Source organism: Halosegnis longus, from assembly GCF_009663395.1.
Taxonomy (GTDB): Archaea; Halobacteriota; Halobacteria; order Halobacteriales; family Haloarculaceae; genus Halosegnis; species Halosegnis longus.
In genome coordinates this window covers 1,057,585-1,077,371 of record NZ_QKNW01000001.1, presented here as the reverse complement: position 1 = coordinate 1,077,371, position 19,787 = coordinate 1,057,585, and the positions used below count along the sequence as shown (strand labels likewise).

The 19,787-nt window shown below is 67.6% G+C and carries 19 protein-coding genes; 5 read left to right on the top strand and 14 right to left on the bottom strand.

All coding sequences use genetic code 11. From position 1 onward, the window contains the following. Positions 1–35: 35 nt before the first annotated feature. Both DM818_RS05920 and hjc read right to left on the bottom strand, forming a co-directional pair. On the bottom strand, positions 36–236 hold the full coding sequence (locus tag DM818_RS05920; protein WP_075937649.1) for a DUF7472 family protein: 201 nt from the start codon (positions 234–236) through the stop codon (positions 36–38). Between the two features lie 69 nt (positions 237–305). Beyond that, positions 306–821, bottom strand: a complete 516-nt coding sequence (hjc, locus tag DM818_RS05915; protein ID WP_075937650.1) for a Holliday junction resolvase Hjc — start codon at positions 819–821, stop codon at positions 306–308. A gap of 98 nt (positions 822–919) precedes the next feature. On the opposite strand from hjc, the gene DM818_RS05910 reads away from it, so the two are divergent. Continuing rightward, positions 920–1,237: a hypothetical protein gene (locus tag DM818_RS05910; protein ID WP_153952431.1), complete on the top strand. Its 318-nt coding sequence runs from the start codon at positions 920–922 to the stop codon at positions 1,235–1,237. 2 nt (positions 1,238–1,239) lie between these two features. Here DM818_RS05910 and DM818_RS05905 read toward each other — a convergent pair whose 3' ends face one another. Continuing rightward, complete coding sequence (locus DM818_RS05905; protein ID WP_153952430.1) at positions 1,240–2,535, bottom strand: adenosylhomocysteinase; 1,296 nt, start codon at positions 2,533–2,535, stop codon at positions 1,240–1,242. Between the two features lie 43 nt (positions 2,536–2,578). Then, positions 2,579–3,862 carry an amidohydrolase gene (locus DM818_RS05900; protein WP_075937653.1) on the bottom strand — a complete coding sequence of 428 codons (1,284 nt, stop codon included), beginning with the start codon at positions 3,860–3,862 and terminating at the stop codon, positions 2,579–2,581. A 90-nt stretch (positions 3,863–3,952) separates the two neighbouring features. Between DM818_RS05900 and hisG the strand changes: the two genes are divergently transcribed. Continuing rightward, positions 3,953–4,813, top strand: coding sequence for an ATP phosphoribosyltransferase (gene hisG, locus DM818_RS05895; RefSeq protein ID WP_075937654.1), 861 nt, complete (start codon positions 3,953–3,955; stop codon positions 4,811–4,813). Here hisG and DM818_RS05890 read toward each other — a convergent pair whose 3' ends face one another. Genes DM818_RS05890 through DM818_RS05880 form a run of 3 tightly spaced genes read right to left on the bottom strand, consistent with a single transcriptional unit; the run spans position 4,814 to position 8,820 of the window. Next, positions 4,814–5,815, bottom strand: a complete 1,002-nt coding sequence (locus DM818_RS05890; protein WP_153952429.1) for an ABC transporter ATP-binding protein — start codon at positions 5,813–5,815, stop codon at positions 4,814–4,816. It lies immediately after the preceding gene. After that, positions 5,808–7,631 (bottom strand): ABC transporter permease, encoded by a 1,824-nt coding sequence (locus tag DM818_RS05885; RefSeq protein ID WP_079988914.1) that lies wholly within the window; start codon positions 7,629–7,631, stop codon positions 5,808–5,810. The genes DM818_RS05890 and DM818_RS05885 overlap by 8 nt, the downstream gene beginning before the upstream one ends. Before the next feature lie 52 nt (positions 7,632–7,683). Next, positions 7,684–8,820: a thiamine ABC transporter substrate-binding protein gene (locus DM818_RS05880; protein ID WP_394329543.1), complete on the bottom strand. Its 1,137-nt coding sequence runs from the start codon at positions 8,818–8,820 to the stop codon at positions 7,684–7,686. An 85-nt stretch (positions 8,821–8,905) separates the two neighbouring features. Here DM818_RS05880 and DM818_RS05875 point away from each other — a divergent pair, with 85 nt between their 5' ends. Continuing rightward, positions 8,906–9,907 (top strand): AI-2E family transporter, encoded by a 1,002-nt coding sequence (locus tag DM818_RS05875; RefSeq protein ID WP_075937656.1) that lies wholly within the window; start codon positions 8,906–8,908, stop codon positions 9,905–9,907. Here the strand turns inward: DM818_RS05875 and DM818_RS05870 are convergent. Beyond that, on the bottom strand, positions 9,897–10,667 hold the full coding sequence (locus DM818_RS05870) for a sulfurtransferase (RefSeq protein ID WP_075937657.1): 771 nt from the start codon (positions 10,665–10,667) through the stop codon (positions 9,897–9,899). The genes DM818_RS05875 and DM818_RS05870 overlap by 11 nt on opposite strands. A 252-nt stretch (positions 10,668–10,919) precedes the next feature. On the opposite strand from DM818_RS05870, the gene DM818_RS05865 reads away from it, so the two are divergent. Continuing rightward, the gene (locus DM818_RS05865; protein ID WP_075937658.1) at positions 10,920–11,780 is read left to right on the top strand and encodes a sulfurtransferase; all 861 of its coding nucleotides are present in this window, start codon (positions 10,920–10,922) and stop codon (positions 11,778–11,780) included. Positions 11,781–11,799: 19 nt separating this feature from the next. Here DM818_RS05865 and ilvA read toward each other — a convergent pair whose 3' ends face one another. Then, entirely contained in the window at positions 11,800–13,011 is a 1,212-nt protein-coding gene (gene ilvA, locus DM818_RS05860; RefSeq protein WP_075937659.1) for a threonine ammonia-lyase, read from the bottom strand. A gap of 172 nt (positions 13,012–13,183) precedes the next feature. Beyond that, positions 13,184–13,987 (bottom strand): prephenate dehydratase, encoded by an 804-nt coding sequence (gene pheA / locus DM818_RS05855; RefSeq protein WP_123123611.1) that lies wholly within the window; start codon positions 13,985–13,987, stop codon positions 13,184–13,186. Positions 13,988–14,085: 98 nt separating this feature from the next. Between pheA and DM818_RS05850 the strand changes: the two genes are divergently transcribed. Continuing rightward, positions 14,086–14,433, top strand: coding sequence for a hypothetical protein (locus tag DM818_RS05850; protein ID WP_148040750.1), 348 nt, complete (start codon positions 14,086–14,088; stop codon positions 14,431–14,433). A 279-nt stretch (positions 14,434–14,712) separates the two neighbouring features. Here DM818_RS05850 and lpdA read toward each other — a convergent pair whose 3' ends face one another. From lpdA to pdhA, 4 genes are read right to left on the bottom strand one after another with little or no spacing between them, the layout of a single operon-like run. After that, positions 14,713–16,140, bottom strand: a complete 1,428-nt coding sequence (lpdA, locus tag DM818_RS05845) for a dihydrolipoyl dehydrogenase (protein ID WP_123123613.1) — start codon at positions 16,138–16,140, stop codon at positions 14,713–14,715. Beyond that, on the bottom strand, positions 16,140–17,690 hold the full coding sequence (locus DM818_RS05840; RefSeq protein WP_075937662.1) for a 2-oxo acid dehydrogenase subunit E2: 1,551 nt from the start codon (positions 17,688–17,690) through the stop codon (positions 16,140–16,142). Before DM818_RS05840 ends, lpdA begins: the two co-directional genes overlap by 1 nt. Beyond that, positions 17,690–18,673 carry an alpha-ketoacid dehydrogenase subunit beta gene (locus DM818_RS05835; protein WP_075937663.1) on the bottom strand — a complete coding sequence of 328 codons (984 nt, stop codon included), beginning with the start codon at positions 18,671–18,673 and terminating at the stop codon, positions 17,690–17,692. The genes DM818_RS05840 and DM818_RS05835 overlap by 1 nt, the downstream gene beginning before the upstream one ends. Beyond that, positions 18,670–19,773 (bottom strand): pyruvate dehydrogenase (acetyl-transferring) E1 component subunit alpha, encoded by a 1,104-nt coding sequence (gene pdhA, locus DM818_RS05830; protein WP_153952427.1) that lies wholly within the window; start codon positions 19,771–19,773, stop codon positions 18,670–18,672. Before pdhA ends, DM818_RS05835 begins: the two co-directional genes overlap by 4 nt. Between the last annotated feature and the right edge of the window lie 14 nt (positions 19,774–19,787).

Below are 19,787 nucleotides of genomic sequence, written 5' to 3'. Positions count from 1 at the left end.
AATCGTCCGTGCCGGGCGGGTTAAAGTCCCCGAGACTACCGGCGGTCGAGGAAGACGCCGATGACGGTCATCAGGAGGATGAATCCGAACAGCACCGCGAGCATGCCCTTTCCGCCGACGGCCGTGAGGTCCGCACGGCCGTTCGCGCTGCCGACTCCGACGAGCGCAGCGACGAACAGTATGACCGCCACCGTCGAGACGCCCGCCTCGACGACTGTCTCCCGGTCGAGTTCCATACTCCGAACTCCGTCGGTCGCCGCAAAAGCCCTTCGAACCGGCCGTGACCCCTCTGTTTCGGGTGGAAGCTACAGCATCTCGGCTGCCTCCTCCGCCGAGAGCGCGCCCGATTCGACCGCCCGGAGCACGTCCAACTGCTCGTCGTCGGGCGTCTCGACTGCCACCTCGTCGAGGGTGACCTTCTGTGAGTCGCCGACCAGCTCCGCGAAGTCCGTTCCGTCCGCGAGGGCGGTCTCCTTCTTTACGCGGTAGTTTCCGCCGTCGGTGACGTGGAGGTCGCCCGGATGGAAGAAGTACCAGTCCTCGCGGTCGAAGCGGACGGCGATGCGGGGTTTCGCGCCGAAGTTACGCGAGAAGTAGACGAGCGCCTCCACCTCCTCGCCGGTGAGGTAGATGGGGTCGCCCCCGGAGGATTTCGCCTCGATGGCGTAGAAGGACTCGGCGTCGCCGGCCAGCACGTCGGGGAGTTCCCGGTCGGTGGCCGCACCGGAAGCGGGTGCCCGCATCACCGCGAAGCCGTTCTCGTCTAGCAGATTGACGAGTTCGCGCTCGCGGCGGTCACCCTTCGCGTTCACGTTGACCATACCGGAATCGAGCGACGGAACGGGTTAAAACACCTGTCGGCACGCGCGCCATCTCGCGTCACACAACGGTTATGTTCACGGGTCGCGTCACCTGCCTGATGAGTACGATAACGACACGTCCCGCCGTCGGCACCGGGACGCTCCCGCTCGCGATTCTCGGTGTGCTAGCGACCGTCTACGGACTGCTCGTGATTCCCGTCTCGATTCTGGGCGGAGTTCACAGCCTCGCGGTCGGCGGCTCGTTCCTGCTCGGAGCCGTCGTGACGACCGGCTGGGCGGGTGAGCGACTCGACCCCACGCCCGGCCAGCAGCGTCGCGCGGCGCTCGCGCTCGCGACCGTCGGCATGCTCCTGACGGTCGTGTTCGTCCTCGTGAACGGCGCGACCTTCGAATCCGGCGAGGCGGTCAGCTCCTGAGTTCAGGTTCCGTGGTCCCACGACCCCATGTACTCGCGCTGCTCGTCGGTGAGCGTGTCGAGGCTGATGCCTTCGGCGTCGAGCTTCGTCTCCGCGACCTCGCGGTCGAGGGCGTCGGGCACGTCGTGGACGCCGGCCTCGTAGCTGTCGCCGTTCTCCACGAGTTCGCGCACGGCGACGGCCTGGATGCCGAAGCTCTGGTCCATAATCTCGACCGGGTGGCCGAGCGCGACGGGGCTGGCGAGGTTGACGAGTCGCCCCTCCGCGAGCACGTTGATGCGGCGACCGTCGGCGAGTTCGTAGGCCTTCACGCCCTCGCGGGCCTCGCGCGTCTCGACGGCGAGCTCCTCGAGCTGGTCGAGGTTGACCTCCACGTCGAAGTGGCCGGCGTTCGCGAGCACGACGCCGTCTTTCATCTCGGGGAAGTGGTCGTCGGTGATGATGTCGCGGTTGCCGGTCGTGGTGATGAACACGTCGCCTCTGCTGGCGGCGTCGGTCATGTTCGTGACCTCGTACCCCTCCATGTGGGCTTCGAGCGCGCGCCGCGGGTCGACCTCCGTGACGATGACGTGGGCGTTCTGGCCCTTCGCCTTCTTCGCGACGCCGCGGCCGCAGTCGCCGTAGCCGGCGACGACGACCGTCTTACCGGCGTAAGAGAGGTTCGTCGTCATGGCGATGTTCGCCAGCGACGCCTCGCCCGTCCCGTGGACGTTGTCGAACTGGCGTTTCATCGGCGTGTCGTTGACGGCGAAGACGGGGTAGCGCAGTTCCCCGTCCTCGTCCATCGCGCGGAGTCGGTGGACGCCCGTCGTCGTCTCCTCGCAGCCGCCGACGATGGTGTCGATGAGGTCCGGATAGTCCTGGTGGATGGCCGCAATCATGTCCATCCCGTCGTCGACGGTGATGGTCGGCTCGTGGCCGATGACGGCCTCGATGGCCCGGTAGTAGGCGTCGTCGTCGACGCCGCGCTCGGCGTAGGAGGTGATACCCTCCTGTGCGTCGAGGGCCGCGCTCACGTCGTCGTGCGTCGAGAGCGGATTACACCCCGTGATGGCGACTTCCGCGCCGCCGGCCGCGAGCAGTTCGGTCAGGGCGGCCGTCTTCGCCTCGACGTGCATCGCCATGCCGACCGTCTCGCCGGCAAGCGGCTGGTCGCGCTCGAACTCCGTGCGGAGTTCGTGCAGGATGGGCATGTGTTCGCGCGCCCACTCGATTTTGCGGTGGCCGTCTTCGATGGCCGTCTCGGGGTCGTCGAGACGCGCCCGGATAGAGTCGTACTCCGTCGTCGGTGTGCTCATACTACGCGTACCACTGCGGCGTCCTAAACGCTACCGAAGCGGCTCACGACGCCCGCTCGACGGCCTCGCGTGCGCGCTCGTCCGCCTCGCGTTTCACGGCCGCGGGGTCGAGCGTCAACAGTTTCCCGTCGCGCATCAACACCTCGCCGTCACAGACGGTGTGGCGGACGTCGCTCCCGCGGGCGGCGTACGCGAGATGGCTCACGAGGTCGTGTTCCGGCGTCAGATGCGCGCCCGAGAGGTCGACGACCGCGAGGTCGGCCGGTTCGCCCTCCGCAATTCTCCCGCCCGGCAGCCCGAGCGCGTCGGCCCCTGCCCGCGTCGCCATCTCGACGACCGCGCTCGCGGGCACGGCGCTCGCGTCGTCTGCGGCCAGCTTCCCGACCATCGCGGCGTCGCGCATCTCGTCGAACATGTCGAGGTCGTTGTTGGAAGCCGCGCCGTCGGTGCCGAGCGCGACCGTCACGCCCGCCTCGCGCAGCCGTTCGACCGGTGCGAGCCCGGAGGCGAGTTTCATGTTCGAGGCCGGACAGTGGACGACGGCCGTCCCGGTGTCGGCGAGCCGGTCGATTTCGTCGCCGGTCAGGTGGACGCCGTGAGCGGCCCACGACGAGTCGTCCAGCAGGCCGAGGCGGTCGGCGTACGCGCCGGGGCGTTCGCCCGTCCCGTCGGGGTCGAGGTACGACTCGGTCTCGTTGAAGTGGAAGTGGAGGGGAACGTCGCGCTCGTCTGCGCCGGCGACGAGCCGTTCGAGCGACTCGGTGTCGACGGTGTGGGGTGCGTGTGGCATCACGGCGGTTCGGACCCGACCGTCCGCGGCTCCGTCGTACTCGGCGGCGATATCGAGTGCCTCGTCCACGTCGGCCGCAGCGGCTTCCTCGTCCTTGCCGACGGTGACGACGCCGTGGCCGACGCGGGCGCGCAGCCCGGTCTCGTCGATTACGTCGACCAACTCGGGGACGTGGAAGTACATGTCCGCGAACGCGGTCGTGCCGGAGCGAATCATCTCGACGGCCGCGAGCCGCGCGCCGGCGGCGATATCCTCCGGACCGAGTTCGGCCTCCGTCGGCCAGATGTCCTCCTGGAGCCACGCGTCAAGCGGCTTGTCGTCGGCGTAGCCACGGAGCAGGGTCATCGCGGCGTGACCGTGGCCGTTGACGAGGCCGGGCGTGACGAGACTCCCTTCGGCGTCGAGGGGTTGGTCGCGTTCGGTCTGTTCGAGATCGCCGATTGCGTCGATGTAGCCGTCGGTGTCGATGCGGACGTCCGCGCGCTCGACGGTGTGGTCCGGTCGGAGGATGCGCCCACCGGTCACGAGGAGTGGCATACCCGGCGTACTCGGGGCGGCCGCTCAAAGCTCACGGTTCCGTCCGTCGCATGGCGACAAGCGGAAGAGGGAGGGGCCTGAACGGTGGGTATGCGAATCGCCGTGCCCAACAAGGGCCGCCTTCACGACCCAGCCGTCGAACTGCTGGAACGCGCCGGACTCCACATCGAGGGCGGTGCGGACCGCAAGCTCTATGCCGATACTGTCGACCCCGACGTGTCCGTGCTGTTCGCCCGCGCCGCCGACATCCCCGAGTACGTCGACGACGGAGCCGCCGCGCTCGGCATCACCGGTCTCGACCAGGTGAAGGAGTCGAACGTCGACCTCGTCGACCTGCTGGATTTGGATTTCGGTCGCTGCCGACTCGTCCTCGCCGCGCCGGAAGACGGTGACATCGAGAGCGTCGACGCCCTCGCCAACGGCACCGTCGCCACCGAGTTCCCCAACATCGCCCGCCAGTACTTCGCGGACAAGCCCGTCTCCCCCGAAATCGTCGAGGTGTCGGGCGCGACGGAGCTCACCCCGCACGTCGAGATTGCCGACGCCATCATCGACATCACCTCCACGGGGACGACCCTCCGGATGAACCGACTCGCCATCGTGGACGAGGTGCTCCAGTCGTCGGTCCACCTCTTCGCGACCGAGACCGTCGCCGAGGACCCGAAGGTCCAGCAGGTCGCGACGGCGCTCGAATCCGTGCTCACCGCCGACGGGAAGCGCTATCTCATGATGAACGTCCCGCGCAAGAAGCTCACCGAAGTCGAGGACGTGATTCCGGGGATGGGGGGCCCGACCGTCATGGACATCCAGGACGACCGCGACAACGGCGACGAGATGGTGGCCGTCCACGTCGTCGTCAACGAGCGCGAGGTGTTCGAGACCATCACGAGCCTGAAGGCGGCCGGCGCGAGCGACATCCTCGTCACGGAAATCGAGCGACTCGTCGAGTAATCAGCCGACGAGCACGAGGTCCGCGGGGTCGAACGCGACCGTCAGCCGGTCGCCGACCGCGGGCACCGATTCGGTCTGGACCGTCAGTTCCCTGTTTTGCCACGCGAGTGTGACCCGCACCGACGAGCCGAGAAACTCCGCGTCCGTCACCGTCCCGGTGAGCGCGTACTCCCCGTCGCCGACAGCGAGCGCGTCCGGGCGCAGACACACCGTCCTGTGGCCGTCGGGCGCGTCCACGGGGACCCGCTCGTCGCCAATCGGGAAGCGGCCGTCCCGAACCTCCCCGTCGAAGACGTTGTTCTCGCCGACGAACTCCGCGACGAACCGCGTTTTTGGGTTGCGATACACCGCCTGTGGCGTCCCGACCTGCTCCACTTCGCCGTCGGAGAAGACGGCCACGCGGTCGGAGACGGCCAGTGCCTCGGCCTGGTCGTGAGTGACGTAGACGGTCGTCACGCCGAGGTCGCGCTGGATGGCCCGCACCTCCCGACGGAGTCGCTGGCGGAGCCGCGCGTCCAGCGCGCTCATCGGCTCGTCGAGCAGGAGCACGTCCGGTTCGGGCGCGAGCGCGCGAGCCAGGGCGACCCGCTGTTGTTGGCCCCCGGATAGCTCTCCGGGTTCGCGGTCGCGGAAGCCGTCGAGTCCGACGAGGTCGAGCAGTTCCGCGACCCGCGCGTCGGGGTCCGGGTGGTCGGTGAAGCGCAGGCCGTAGGCGACGTTCTCGCCCACGCTCAAATGTGGGAACAGCGCGTACTGCTGGAAGACGACGCCAACGCTGCGCTCCTCTGGCGGGGTGGTCCCCATCGGCTCGCCGCCGAAGGCGACGGTCCCCTCGGTCGGCGTCTCGAAGCCGGCAATCGTCCGGAGGGTCGTGGTCTTCCCGCAGCCGGAGGGACCGACGAGCGTGAAGAACTCGCCGTCCTCGACTGTCAGACTCACGTCCGAGAGGGCGACGGCGTCGCCGTAGCGCTTCGAGACCCCCGAAAGCGAGAGACTACTCACGGTATCGGCCTCCGACGCGGTCGATGACGATGAAGGCACCGGCCGTCACCGCGAGCAACACCGACCCCATCGCGGTCGGGCGACCGAGCGTCTGCTTGCCGAGGAACCGCTCGACGGCGACGGGCATGGTGTAGAGGCTCGTGTCCGACCCGCTTGCCGACGCCAGCAGCACGGTCGAGTCGAACTCGCCAATCGAGATGGCGAACGCGAACGCCGCGCCCGCTGCGATACCCGGTGCAACAAGCGGGAGTTCGATGTCGAGCAGCGCGCGATTTCGCGTCGCGCCGAGCGCGCGGGCCGACTCCACGAGCCGACGGTCCAACCCCGCCAGTAGGGGAGCGACGTTTCTGACGACGAACGGGTACGCCCCGACGGCGTGGGCCGCGACGATGGCGAGCGGTCCCCCGACGACGATGCGGCGGCCCAACACGGTCGTCCCGAAGACGAGCGTCTGGAGCAGGCCCAGTCCGACGACGACCCCGGAGACGGCGAAGGGGGCCATCGAGAGCACCCCCACCGCGCGGGCGAGTCGACCCTCCCGCGTCGAGGCCAGCGCCAACAGCACGCCCATCGGGACCGCGACGAGCAGGGTGCCGGCCCCGAACAGGAGGCTGTTGCGCACCGCGAGGGTGGGACTCACCTGCGCGCTCGTCGCCTCCGCGCCCCGTTCGAGCAGGAACCGGTAGTAGCGCAGGGTTAGTCCGTCGGGGCTGGTGACGCTCGCGGCGAGCATGCTCACGATCGGAAGGAGGAAGACGACGGCAACGACGACGCCGTAGCCGGCGAGCGCGACCCGCTTCGCGTCGAGTCGGAAGAGCGGGTCGCGGTCCAGCGGCGACCCGACGCGGTCGCCGCGACTCGTCGCGGCCTCGTACCGGAGATACGCGTAGGTGAGCCCGAGCGAGATGACGGTTTCGAGCACCGCGAGCACGGCGGCCTCCTGAATGTCGAGCTGGCCGACCCGGTTGTAGAGCCACACCTCGACGGTCGCGTACTCCAAGCCGCCGAGCGCGAGCACGATGGGGAAGGACATGAACGTGAAGATGAAGGTGAGCAGCGCGCCGGTCGCCACCGCCGGTAGCAGTTGCGGGACGACCACGTCGCGAAACGCCCGGGTCGGCGAGGCACCCAGCGACCGCGCGGTCTCGACGGCCCGTGCGTCGACGCTCTCCCACGCGGCCGCGACGATACGGGTCACCAGCGGCGCGTTGTAGAAGGCGTGGGCGATGATGATGATTTCGAGCGAGAACAACAGCTCGACGGTCGGCAACCCGAGCGCGGCGAGCGTGCGGTTGAGCGGGCCGTTGACGCCGAAGGCCGCGACGAAGCCGACCGCGACCATGATGGAGGGGAGCACGAACGGGACGGCCGTCAGCGACTCCAGCGTCCGCCGGCCGGGGAACTCGAAGCGCGCGAGCACGTACGCCCCCGGCAGCCCGAGCGCGAGACTCGCGACCGTCGAGCACAGCGCCTGCCACGCCGTGAACCCGAACAGCCCGAACCCAGGGACGACCCCGGCGAGTGCGCCGAGCACGCCGCCGATGCCGCCGAGGACCGCTCCGGGCCAGCTTTCCAGCCCCCCGTCGAACGGCGAGACGAGCGCGTTTACGAGCACGGCGAGCGCGTTCGCGATGTCGCTTGCGCTGGCGAGGAGCCAGCCCGCGAGGCCCGCGGGTATCGACCCCGGCGACCGAATTGCGTCGGCCAGCGCCCCGGTGTAGAACTCGTCGGCGAGCACGTCCCGAATCGGCGCGAGCGTGACGCCGCCGTCGGTGACCGCCTCCGCGAGCACCGTCCCGACGGGGTAGTAGAACATCACGACCAACAGCGCGGCCGTCGCGACGCCGGCGAGCGGGGCGGCGACCCGCTTACTGGGCAATCTCTCGCGCCCAGTCTTCGACCCACCCCTCGACGTTCCCCTGGAGTTCGTCGTAGGTGAACGTCACCGGCTGGTCGGGCACCTTCGCGTACGTCTGGAACTCCTCGGTGAGGGCGGCCTCCGACTCGGGAATCGCCGGGAACTGGACGTTGCGGACGGCGATTTCACCCTGCGCTTCGGCCGTCAGCATGAAGTCCATGAACACGGCCGCGAGGTCCGGGCTGTCGCTGTCGGCGAAGCGGGCCATCCCCTCGGGGTTGGCGTACCCCTGCCCGTTGAGCGCCGCGACCTGGTGGCGCGTCATGTCGTAGTCGTAGCGGTTGGCGAACACCTGGTCCGTCGAGTAGGAGACGACCATCGGCCGCTCGCCGTTCATGTAGGCGTTGCTGTACGACTCGGTCCAGCTATCGAGGATGGTGACGCCGTTCGCCTGCAGGTCGCGCCAGTAGTCCAGATAGCCGTCGGTGCCGAACTCCTTGATGGTCCACAGCAGGAACGCCCGGCCCGTCGCGGCCGTCTGGGCATTCTGTGCGAGCAGGCCGTCTTCCCACTCCGGCTCCGTCAGGTCGGTGAACGTCTCGGGTCGGGGCACCTCTGACTCGTCGAACACGACGGAAATGTACCCCGTGTCGTACGGAATCGCCCGACCCTGCGGGTCGAATCGGAGCCCGTCCTTGACCTTGCGCCCGTTCGACAGCTGCGGCGTGTCGAACAGGTCGGTGTCGAGGTTGCTGTCTGCCGTAATCAGCTGGTCCACGTTCAGGCCGACGTACATATCGGCGTCGATCGGCGCACCCTGCTGTTTCCGCTGGACGTAGTGGCTCACCTCGCCGTCCGGCGTGACGTACTCGACCGTCACGTCGGGGTATCGCTCCTCGAACGTCTGTTTCAGCCACGGGCCGGCCGCGCCCTCGTCTTCCACCCACGAGGAGTAGGTCGCGACCGTCAGCGTCCCCGACAGCGACTCCGGCGTCGCCGTCGGCGTTCCCGTCGTGACCGGCGTGTCGGTCGCCGTCTCCCCCTCGGTCCCGGGGTCGCCCCCGCCGCTGGAACAGCCGGCCAACATCGCGATTCCCGTGCCGGCAGTCGCCAGATACGCCCGTCGGCTCACGCGTTCGTCTGTCATTACTGGGTGGTTTCACCCCGTGGTCTTAAGCGGCGCGGCTCGGTGTCGGGGAAAAGGTTACCGTGCGTGGCGGCGAGTCACAGCCGTGCCCCGCCGGAACAACCGTTACGTGCTCGCTGGCATCCTCGTCGGACTGCTCGTGCTCGCGGGGTTTCTCCTGCGGGCCGTCATCACGACGGCGTTTTTCGCGGTTACGGTCGCGTACGTGTTACACCCGATGCGGGAGTATCTCCGCCGGCGCGGGCTGTCGCGGCGGTGGGCGGCCGCGACGCTCGCGGTCGGTGCCTTCGGTATCGTCCTCACCGCGCTCGCGCTCGCGGGCTTTTCGCTGTACCGCCGGCGCGAGGCCGTCATCGACCTCATCACCGAGTTTCCCGCCGAGTTCACCTTCGAGTTCGGCGGCTTCAGCTACACCTTAGAGCGTGCCGGCCTGGTCGAGCCACTCGCCGGTATCGTCCGCGACGTGGCCGTCAACGCCGCCAGCGCCGCGCCCGTGCTCGGGCTGAAGCTCCTCCTGTTCAGCCTCATCGTCTACGGGCTGTTGCTCCGGCCGGCCGCGGTCTCACAGGCGATATTCACCGTGGTTCCGCGCCGGTACCACGGCATCGTCGAGCGGTTCCACCTTCGCACGCGGGACACGCTGTACGGCATCTACATCCTGCAGGCGGCCACCGCGGCCGGCACCTTCGTCGTCGCGCTGGTCACGTTCGTGCCGCTCGATTACCCCGCGCCGTTCACGCTCGCGCTCATCGCCGGCGGCCTCCAGTTCATCCCCATCCTCGGGCCGGGGGTCTTGCTCGGCGTGCTCGCGGTCGCCGACATCCTCGCGGGGAACATCGAGCGGGCGATACTGGTCGCCGTCGTCGGCGGCGTCCTCGTCGGCTTGGTCCCGGACATGATAATCAGGCCGCGACTCGCCAGCTACGCCGCGGACCTCCCCGTGACGCTCTATTTCGTCGGCTTCGTCGGCGGGATTCTCTCGCTCGGCGTCATCGGCTTCATCGCCGGGCCGCTCATCGTCGCGCTGGTCGTCGAGGCCGTCGCGCTCGCGTCCATCCACGAGGACAGCTACCAGTCTACGTTCTGATTAGCTCGCCGCCCTCCCGTTCCCACTCCGCGAGCGACCCTTCGTAGAAGGAGAGGTGGTCGTAGCCGAGCTGGCGCAACACGGTGTAGGTGTGGCTGACCCGGCGCGCGGTGTTACAGTAGAGTACGACGTGGTCCTCGGGGTCGACGCCGCGGTCGGACAGAATCTCCCGCAGCTCCGACTCGGGCTTGAGTCCCCGGGTCTCGTCGTCGACGAACGCCCGCCAGTTCAGCCGGACGGCTCCCTCGATGTGGCCCTCGTCGTACTCGTCCTGTTCGCGCGTGTCCACGAGCGTCGCGCCGGCCTCGATTGCCTCCCGCACCTCGTGCATCTCGATGAGCGGGCCGTCGGTGTCGAACCGCGCCTCGTACTCGGTCGGGGTCCGCACGGTCGCCTCGCTCGTCGTCTCGTACTCGCGCTGCCACGCGGTGAAGTCGCCGTCGAGCAAGGCGAGCTTGTCGGGGTCGTGGCCGTACAGCTCCGCCGTCACGAGAAACCGGGCCGCGAAGACGCCGTGGTGGTCGTCGTACGCGACGATCGTGTCCTCGTTGTCGATGCCGGCCTCCTCGACGAGCGCGGCGAACACCGCCGCCCCCGGCAGTTTGCCGGCCTCGCCGTCGTCACCCCGGAAGCTGTCGAACGGGATGTTCACCGCGCCCGGCACGTGGCCGATACCGTCGAACTCCCACGCGTCTCGCACGTCCACGACGACCGCCCCGTCGTCGTCGGCGAGCCACGCCGGCGACACGACTGTGTCCATACACGTCGGTCGTCGCCCGCGCGCTTGAACCCGACGCCATCGCTCGTCGACGGCGACTCCACGATACCAGCAATTTGTGCTGGTAGATTTACTCCTCGCGCGAATCGGGCGCTGTCGGCGGCGTTTTGCACCGCTTCCGTGCGAGCGGTTGACACGATTGTAGCGGCAAAAGTATCTGGAAAACGAGAGTGGTGGCCGAACTGTCCGAATGGGGGGTATCTATGAAGGGGGCGGTCGTTGTTACGGTGAATCATGACTGATTATGCAAACGACGTGCTCGTCTCCGCCGACTGGGTGGAGGGGCACCTCGACGAGTTCCAGAGCGACGACCCCGACCACCGGCTGGTCGAGGTCGACGTGGACACCGAGGCGTACGACGAGGCCCACGCGCCGGGCGCGATCGGGTTCAACTGGGAGACCCAACTCCAGGACCAGCAGACCCGCGACATCCTCGACAAGTCCGAGTTCGAGAATCTGCTCGGCAGCCACGGTATCACCGAGGACACGACGGTCGTCCTCTACGGTGACAACTCCAACTGGTTTGCCGCCTACTCCTACTGGCAGTTCAAGTACTGGGGCCACGACGACGTGAAGCTGCTCGACGGCGGCCGCGAGTACTGGGTGGAGAACGACTACCCGACCACCGACGAGGTCCCGAGCTACCCGGCACAAGAGTACACCGCGTCCGGGCCGCGCGAGTCCATCCGCGCCTACCGCGACGACGTGGAGAACGCCATCGAGCGCGAGATTCCGCTCGTCGACGTTCGCTCGCCCGAGGAGTTCTCCGGCGAGATTCTCGCGCCCCCGGGCCTGCAGGAGACTGCCCAGCGCGGCGGCCACGTCCCCGGTGCCCGCAACATCTCGTGGGCAGCCGTGACGAACGACGACGGGACGTTCAAGGACTTCGACGACCTCGAAACGCTCTACGCCGAGGAAGGCATCGACGGCGAGGGGACGACCGTCGCCTACTGCCGCATCGGCGAGCGCTCGTCGGTCGCGTGGTTCGCACTCCACGAACTGCTCGGCTACGACGACACCGTCAACTACGACGGCTCGTGGACCGAGTGGGGTAATCTCGTCGGCGCGCCGATCGAGACCGGCTCCGCAGAGTAAGTAGTCGCCGTTTCGTTTTTTAGACCAGAATCTCCACGTCGTAGCCCTCGGCTTCGAGCGCGGCGATGAGTTCGGCGACGTGGTCGTGGCCCCGGGTTTCGAGGTCCAACTCTACCTCCGTCGCGCCGACGCTCATCTCCAGGGAGGTGCGTTCGTGTTCGATACCGAAGATGTTGGCGCGCGCGTCGGCGATGATGCCGATGAGCCGTTCGAGCGCGCCGGGGCGGTCCTCCAGCGTCGTCTTGAGTTTGAGATAGCGACCGTCCTCGACCAGCCCGCGCGTGATGACGTTGCGCAGGACGTTCAGGTCGATGTTGCCCCCACACAGCGCCGGGACGATGACCTCACCCTCCTCGTAGTCGAAGGCCTCCTCCACGACGGCGGTGAGCGCAATCGCGCCGGCTCCCTCTACGAGCGTCTTCGACCGTTCGAGGAGGTCCACGAGCGTCCGTGCGATGGCGGCGTCGCTGACGGTGACGATTTCGTCGACGCGCTCGGAGACGACCTCGAAGGTGAGCGAGCCGGGTTGGCCGACGGCGATGCCGTCGGCGATGGTGTCGACGGCCTCGGTCTCGACGCGCTCGCCCTTCTCGAGTGACTGGGCCATCGCCGAGGCACCCTCGGCCTGCACGCCGACGACGCGCGTCTCGGGGTCGTTCGCCTTCACCGCGGTCGCCACCCCGGAGATGAGTCCGCCGCCGCCGATGGGGACGACGACCGTCTCCACGTCCGGTCGGTCCTCGACGATTTCGAGCCCGAGGGTGCCCTGCCCGGCCATCACGTCGTAGTCGTCGAACGCGTGGACGTAGGTGCGGCCCTCCTGTTCCTCCAGCTCGTGGGCCTTCTCCTGTGCGGCGTCGTAATCGATGCCGTGCAGGATGACCTCCGCGCCGTACGAGCGGGTGGCCTCCACCTTCGAGACGGGGGCGTACTCCGGCATGACGATCTTCGCGTCGATGCCCGCGCGGTCTGCCGCCAGCGCGACGCCCTGTGCGTGGTTACCGGCGCTCGCGGTGACGACACCCGCCTCGCGCTCCTCGTCGTCGAGGTGTGCGAGCTTGTTCGTCGCGCCGCGAATCTTGAACGAGCCGGTGCGCTGGAGATTCTCCAGCTTGAGATACACGTCCGCGCCGGTCGTCTTCGAGAAGGTGTGCGAGTAGTCGAGCGAGGTGCGGCGGGCGACCTCCATCACCCGCTGGCGCGCTTCGAGTACATCTGCAACGTCGAGCATACCTACGGCTACCCCGCCCGGGGTCCTATCGGTTTCGACAAAAGGGAAGGAGCGTGTGCAGCCGTTGATATGGCGCGTCGGTATATAAACTCCCGCCATCCGGAGCGGAAGTGAAATCGCACGACGGCAGCAGGGTGAAACTGTCGTCAGACGGGTGTCTGCTCCGTGTCGCTCAGACGACGTGCTCGGTGTCGTAGCTCCCGAGCACGCGCACCCACCCCTCGTTCGCGATTTCCTCTAACTCCGTGACCGCACCCTTCGTGCGCTCCTCGTACAGCCCCGCCTCGATGTCGATGTGGAAGACGTAGTCGCCGAGTCGCTCGCCCGAGGGCCGCGATTCCACCCGCGAGAGGTTGATGTCGCGCTCGGCGAACGGCTCCAGCAGGTCGAGCAGCAGCCCCGGATGATTCGTGTTCGGGTAGACGACGAAGGAGGTCTTGCCGCCGGCGTCGCTGCGCTCGGACTCGGGCGCGACGACGAGGAAGCGGGTCGCGTTCGAACTCCGGTCTTGGATGTCGCTTTCGAGCACGCGGAGGTCATCGCCCGCGTTCGCCGGGTGGCCGATGCCGGCGACGCTGCTGTCCTCGCGGGCGCGCTCGACGCCGCGGGCGGTGGAGGCGACCGGCTCGGTCACCACGTCGGGATACTCCCGGTTCAGGTACTCGCGACACTGCGCGAGCGCCTGCTGGTGGCTCGCCACCGTCTCGAACGTCTCGGTCTGTGCGAGCAGCGAGTGGCGAATCGGTGTGACGACCTCGCGCACGACGGCGACGCGCTGGTCGGCTAAGGCGTCGAGCGACTCCGTGACGCTGCCCTCGATGCTGTTCTCGATGGGGACGACGCCGCGGTCGTACTCGCCCGTCGCGACCCCCTCGACGATGGCCGTCACCGACTCGGCGAAGTCGATGTCGTCGGCGACCGCCTGCGTCGCGCGGTGCGAGTAGGTCCCCTCGGGACCGAGCGTGAGTGCGTTCATACTCCCGTCTCGCGACACGCCCGTATCAGGGTGTCGGCGGCCACAACGACCGAAGATGTTCGCCGTATCGCCCATCCCGTCGACGCCGCTACCCCGGTGTGATGCGACGACTCGCCATCGCCCTCGTCGGCGTGCTCCTGCTCGCCGGCGTCGCGACCGGCGTTCCGCTCCCCACGACACCGGACACCCAGGCCCAACCGACCGCACACCACCACGGCCACGGCAACCACACCGGCTGTGACTGTCCACACGGGCACGAACACGAGCATGGTGGGCACGGACACACGCATGGAAGCCACGACGCACAGCCCTGTCACCACGCCGGCCAGCAGCCCCCCACGCCCGGCAGTCGCTCGGTGGAAGCGAACAGCCGATCAGCGTTGACCCCGGAAAACAGCCGGACGGCAACTGCGACGACGACTGCCGCCACTAATTACCAACCCTGACCATCTACCCACGACCACAGGTAAACTATGGCTAACCCTACTGCTATTATCACCACCAGCGGGATGTTGATACCTGCAATTCCCGTAGCCGACGGATAGACGCATGCAAGCATATCGAAATTTGGCTCTAACAGATTTGATAAACAAGGGAGTAGACGCAACAAAGCAACAATGACTCCAATGGCACCTGCGATGCCCACTGCTCGTCCGATTATTGACATCCTATGACAAATTTGCGTAATTCCGCTTAATAAACGCTGTGAGCAGATTTGGGTGAAACTACCGGTTCAGCGTGTGAACCGCGTGTCCCTGTGCGTTCATCGCGGCCTCCATCACGGCCTCCGACAGCGTCGGGTGCGTGTGGACGGTCGACGCGAGGTCTTCGAGTGTCGCGCCCATCTCGATTGCCAGTCCGACCTCGCCGATGAGTTCGGAGGCCTCCGGCGCGACGATTTGGGCACCGAGCACGAACTCGGTCTCCGCGTCGGCGACGACGCGGGCGAACCCGTCGGGCTCGTCCAGCGTGAGCGCGCGTCCGGAGGCGTTCATCGGCATCTGGCCGACGACCGGCTCGAAGCCGGCCTCCTCGGCCTCCGCCTCGGTCATCCCGACGGTGCCGATTTCGGGGTCGGTAAAGACCGCGCCCGGAATCGACTGGAAGTCCATCGCGGACGGCTCGCCGGCGATGTGCTCGGCGACGACCTCGCCCTCGGCCGAGGCCTTGTGGGCGAGCATTGGCTCGCCGGCCACGTCGCCGACGGCGTAGACGTTCGCCACGTCGGTCTCGCCGAACTCGTCGGTGTCGAGGAAGCCGGCATCGGTCGGTTCGAGCCCGATGGCGTCGAGTCCGAGCGTGTCGGTGACGGGCTGGCGACCCACGGCCACGAGGACATGGTCGGCCTCGTAGGTCGACCGTTCGCCGTCGTCGGTCTCGGTGGTGAGCCGGACCCCGCCGTCGACGGTTTCCTCCCACTCACTCGCGCCCTCTCCGAAGTTGAAGCCGACGCCCAACTCCTCGGCGCGCGTGCGGACGACGCGCGCCACGTCGTCCTCGTAGACGGGGAGCGCGCTGTCGAGCATCTCGATGACCTCGACGTTCGTCCCGAGCTTCGCGTACGTGGTCGACAGCTCCATCCCGATGTAGCCCGCGCCGACGACGAGCAGGTCGTCGGGGACGCTCGTCAGGTTCAACGCGCCCTGCGAGGAGAGGATGTGTTCCTCGTCGTACTCGAAGCCGGGAATCTGGATGGGTCGCGAGCCGGTGGCGACGATAGCGTGTTCGTACTCGATGGTTTCTGAACCTTGGCCGTCGCCGCCGTGCATCACGCGGACCGATCCCTCGCTGTCGAACTCTGCTGTTCCTTCGATGAGGTTGACGCCGTTCGCCTTACACAGCTTCTCGACGCCGCCGGTGAGCTGGTCGACCACGTCGTCTTTCCAACTCGACAGCGCGGCCATATCGACGGCCGGGTCGGCGTGGATACCCATCCGCTCTGCGGACGCGGCGCTGTGGGCGGTGTCCGCCCCGGTGATGAGTGCCTTCGACGGGATACAGCCCCGATTCAGACAGACGCCGCCGTAGGCGTCCTTCTCGACGAGCGTCGTGTCGAGACCGAGCTGTGCGGCGCGGATGGCGGCGACGTAGCCGCCCGGTCCCGCGCCGATGACCAGTACCTCAGTGCCAGTTGCGATGTCTCCGACGACCATTAGAGTAACAAGAGTTCGGGGTTCTGCAGGTGTTCTTTCACCGTGTTCGTGAACGCGGCCGCCTCGGCCCCGTCGATGACGCGGTGGTCGATGCTAAGAGAGAGGGTCAACACGTGTCGGGGGACGACCTCGCCGCTCACGGCTGCGCCGTTCGCCTCCGAGTCGCGTGGCGACTCGCTGTCCACGACGCGCGGCTTCTTCTTGATTTCGCCCAACCCGAGGATTGCGGTCTCGGGGTAGTTGATGATGGGCGTGGCGTACTCGCCGCCGATGGCCCCGAAGTTCGTAATCGAGAACGTGCCACCCTGCATCTCCTCGCGGGCGATGGAGCGGTCACGCGCCGCCGCCACCAGCTCGTTCATCTCCTCGGACAGCTGGAGCAGCCCCTTCTGGTCGACCGCATCGACCACGGGCACCATCAGCCCGGCGTCGGTCGCGGCCGCGACGCCGATGTTGTAGTAGTGTTTCGTGACGATTTCTTCTGCCTCCTCGTCCAGCTGGCTGTTGAGCACCGGATACTCGCGCAGGCCGGCGACGACCGCCTTCAACACGAACGGCATGTACGAGAGCTTCTGGCCGCGCTCCTCGGCCTCCTGCTTCAGCCGCGCGCGCGTCTCCACCAGCTTCGTCACGTCCACCTCGTCGTGGTGGGTGACGTGTGGCGCGGTGTACTTCGAGGTCTCCATCTGCTTGCCGATGGTGCGGCGAATCCCCGTGTACGGCTCGCGCGTCTCGCGCTGGTCGACCCGTTCGGGCGTGGTCGAGACCGCGCCGGCCTCCTGGCCGGCCTGCACCGCCTCCGTGTCGGCGGCCTGTGCGGCCTGTTGAGCCTCCGCGAACTCACGCACCTGTTCGGGCCGGACGAACGCCTCGCCGTCGCGCGTCTCGTCGGTCGGCACGTCGTCGAGGTCGACGCCCTCCTCCTCGGCGAGTCGGCGGGTCGCCGGCGCGGCAAGCGTCTGGTCGCGCCCGGCGCGTGCTACGTCGCCTGTCGGTGCTGGCTCCTCCTCCTTGTCCTCGATTTTCGAGGTCGCTGACGTGACGGCCGACTCGACTCCCTCGTCTTCGTCGCCGTCTGCGTGTGCCCGCACGTCGGCGTCGGAGACGCGCCCGCCGGGACCGCTCCCCTCGACGGCCGCGATGTCCACGTCGAGTTCGCGGGCGAGTCGGCGCGCGCTCGGGGAGGCGAACACGCGGCCGCCCTTCGCGGCCGTGCCAGACTCGCTCTCCTCGGCCTCCTCCTCGTCGTCGACTTCGGAGACGGCAGAGACAGCCGATTCGGCCTCGCTCTCGTCCGTCCCCTCGTCGTCCTCCTCGGTGGCGAACGTGATGATGACGTTCCCGACGGGAACCATCTCGCCTTCCTCGGCGAGGATTTCCTTCACGGTCCCGTTGACCGGCGACGGCACCTCCACGACCGCCTTGTCGGTCTCGACCTCGGCGACCGGCTGGTCTTCGGTCACCGTGTCGCCGACCTCGACGAGCCACGAGACGATTTCGGCCTCGGCCAGTCCCTCGCCCACGTCGGGTAGCTCGAATTTCCGGACCATCAGAACTCTACCGCCTCCCGAATCCCGTCCTCGATGCGTGCGGCTTCTGGCATGTAGTAATCCTCCAGCGCGTACAGCGGGAAGGGCGTATCGAAGCCGGTGACCCGCGTCACGGGTGCCTTCTGGTAGCCGAGTGCCTCCTCCTGAATCGTGGCGGCAATCTCAGCGCCCAGCCCGCCCGTCTTCGGGGCCTCGTGGACGACGACCGCACGGCCCGTCTTCTTGAACGACTCGACAATCGAGTCCCAGTCCATCGGCGACAGCGTGCGGAGGTCGATGACCTCTACGTCGATATCACCGTCGAGGTTCTCCGCGGCTTCGAGCGACGGCCGCGTCATGGCTCCCCACGTGAACACGGATACGTCCGACCCCTCACGCCGGGTCTTCGCCTCGCCGAGTTCGACCGTGTACGTCTCGTCGGGCACCTCCTCGCGGAAGGCCCGGTAGATGAGCTTCGGCTCCATGAACACGACCGGGTCGGGGTCGCGGATGGATGCCGCGAGCAGCCCCTTCGTGTCGCGCGGCGTCGACGGAACGACGACCTTCAGTCCGGCCTCGTGGGTGTAGAAGGCCTCCTTCGACTCGGAGTGGTGTTCGGGTGCGCGGATGCCGCCGCCGTAGGGCATCCGGAGTGTCATCGGCACGGAGAAGCGACTCCGCGAGCGCGTGCGAAGCCGCGCGGCGTGTGAGACAATCTGGTCGAAGGCGGGGTAGGCGAAGCCCGAGAACTGCATCTCGGGGACGGGCTTCATCCCGTAGGCCGCCATCCCGATCGCGGTGCCGACGATGCCGGACTCCGCAAGCGGCGTGTCGAAGACGCGCTCCTCGCCGAACTCGTCGTAGAGTCCCTGCGTGGCGCGGAAGACGCCGCCGTTCTTCCCGACGTCTTCGCCGAAGACGACCACGTCTTCGTCGCGTTCCAGTTCGCCTTTCAGTCCGTCCCGAACCGCCTGTACGAGTGTGAGATTCTGTGTGTCGCTCATTCCAGTAGTTCCTCGTCGCCGTGGTCCGACCGGAGTCGGTCGAGATACGCCTTCTGCTCGCGGAGTCGCTCCGACATGTCGGCGTAGACGTGCTCGAACATGCTGTCCGTCGTCGGTCGGGTGAACCCTTCCGCGGTCTCGATCGCCGCTGCCACCTCGTCCTCGACGGATTCGGTGATGTCGGCGACGCGCTCGTCGTCGAGAGTGCCGCGGTCGCGCAGGAACGTCTCCATGCGCGGAATCGGGTCCTTCGCCTTCCACTCCTCGACCTCGTCGTCCTGCCGGTAGACGGACGGGTCGTCGGCGGTCGTGTGGGCACCGTAGCGGTACTGCACCGCCTCGATGAGCGTCGGGCGCAGTTTGTCCTCCTCGCCGTTGCGCGCGCGCTCGACGGCCGCACTCGCCACCTTGTAGACGGCAAGCGGGTCCATCCCGTCGACCTGCACGCCGTCCATCCCGTAGGCGATTGCCTTCTGTGCGATGGTCTCGGAGGCGGTCTGTTTCTCCCGCGGGACGGAAATCGCCCACTGATTGTTGTTACAGAAGAAGACGGTCGGCGTGTCGAAGACGCCGCCGAAGTTCAGTCCCTCGTGGAAATCGCCTTCCGAGGTCGCGCCGTCGCCGAAGTAACACATGAACACCTCGTCGGTGTCGTTGTAGTTGGCGGCCATCCCCAGCCCGGCGGCGTGGGGGACCTGTGAGGCAATCGGCACGGCGACGGGGAAGATGTTCAAATCGTCCAGCTTGTTCCCCCGCTCGTCGCCCATCCAGTAGCGGAGCGTCCCTTCGAGCGTCAGCCCGTGGACGTACGACGCTGCGTGCTCGCGATAGGATGGGATGAGCCAGTCCTGGTCGTCGAGTGCCATCGCGGAGCCGACCTGTGCGGCCTCCTGGCCCGACAGCGGCGGATACGTCCCCATCCGCCCCTGTCGCTGGAGGCTGACGGCCCGCTGGTCGAAGTGGCGAGCCAGCTTCATCGTCCGGTACATCTCCACGAACTCCTCCTCGGAGAGGTCGGGAACGGTCGCTCCCTCGACCACCGACCCGTCCTCTGCGAGCACCTGCACCTGCTCGCGTGGGTCCGTATCGAGTACGCTCACCGTCCTACCACCCG

Bases quoted from the DNA above. Each gene is read 5' to 3' on its own strand.
- DM818_RS05920 (WP_075937649.1), bottom strand. From the start codon at position 236: ATGGAACTCGACCGGGAGACAGTCGTCGAGGCGGGCGTCTCGACGGTG.
- hjc (WP_075937650.1), bottom strand. From the start codon at position 821: ATGGTCAACGTGAACGCGAAGGGTGACCGCCGCGAGCGCGAACTCGTC.
- DM818_RS05910 (WP_153952431.1), top strand. From the start codon at position 920: ATGAGTACGATAACGACACGTCCCGCCGTCGGCACCGGGACGCTCCCG.
- DM818_RS05905 (WP_153952430.1), bottom strand. From the start codon at position 2,535: ATGAGCACACCGACGACGGAGTACGACTCTATCCGGGCGCGTCTCGAC.
- DM818_RS05900 (WP_075937653.1), bottom strand. From the start codon at position 3,862: ATGCCACTCCTCGTGACCGGTGGGCGCATCCTCCGACCGGACCACACC.
- hisG (WP_075937654.1), top strand. From the start codon at position 3,953: ATGCGAATCGCCGTGCCCAACAAGGGCCGCCTTCACGACCCAGCCGTC.
- DM818_RS05885 (WP_079988914.1), bottom strand. From the start codon at position 7,631: ATGTTCTACTACCCCGTCGGGACGGTGCTCGCGGAGGCGGTCACCGAC.
- DM818_RS05880 (WP_394329543.1), bottom strand. From the start codon at position 8,820: ATGACAGACGAACGCGTGAGCCGACGGGCGTATCTGGCGACTGCCGGC.
- DM818_RS05870 (WP_075937657.1), bottom strand. From the start codon at position 10,667: ATGGACACAGTCGTGTCGCCGGCGTGGCTCGCCGACGACGACGGGGCG.
- DM818_RS05865 (WP_075937658.1), top strand. From the start codon at position 10,920: ATGACTGATTATGCAAACGACGTGCTCGTCTCCGCCGACTGGGTGGAG.
- ilvA (WP_075937659.1), bottom strand. From the start codon at position 13,011: ATGCTCGACGTTGCAGATGTACTCGAAGCGCGCCAGCGGGTGATGGAG.
- pheA (WP_123123611.1), bottom strand. From the start codon at position 13,987: ATGAACGCACTCACGCTCGGTCCCGAGGGGACCTACTCGCACCGCGCG.
- lpdA (WP_123123613.1), bottom strand. From the start codon at position 16,140: ATGGTCGTCGGAGACATCGCAACTGGCACTGAGGTACTGGTCATCGGC.
- DM818_RS05840 (WP_075937662.1), bottom strand. From the start codon at position 17,690: ATGGTCCGGAAATTCGAGCTACCCGACGTGGGCGAGGGACTGGCCGAG.
- DM818_RS05835 (WP_075937663.1), bottom strand. From the start codon at position 18,673: ATGAGCGACACACAGAATCTCACACTCGTACAGGCGGTTCGGGACGGA.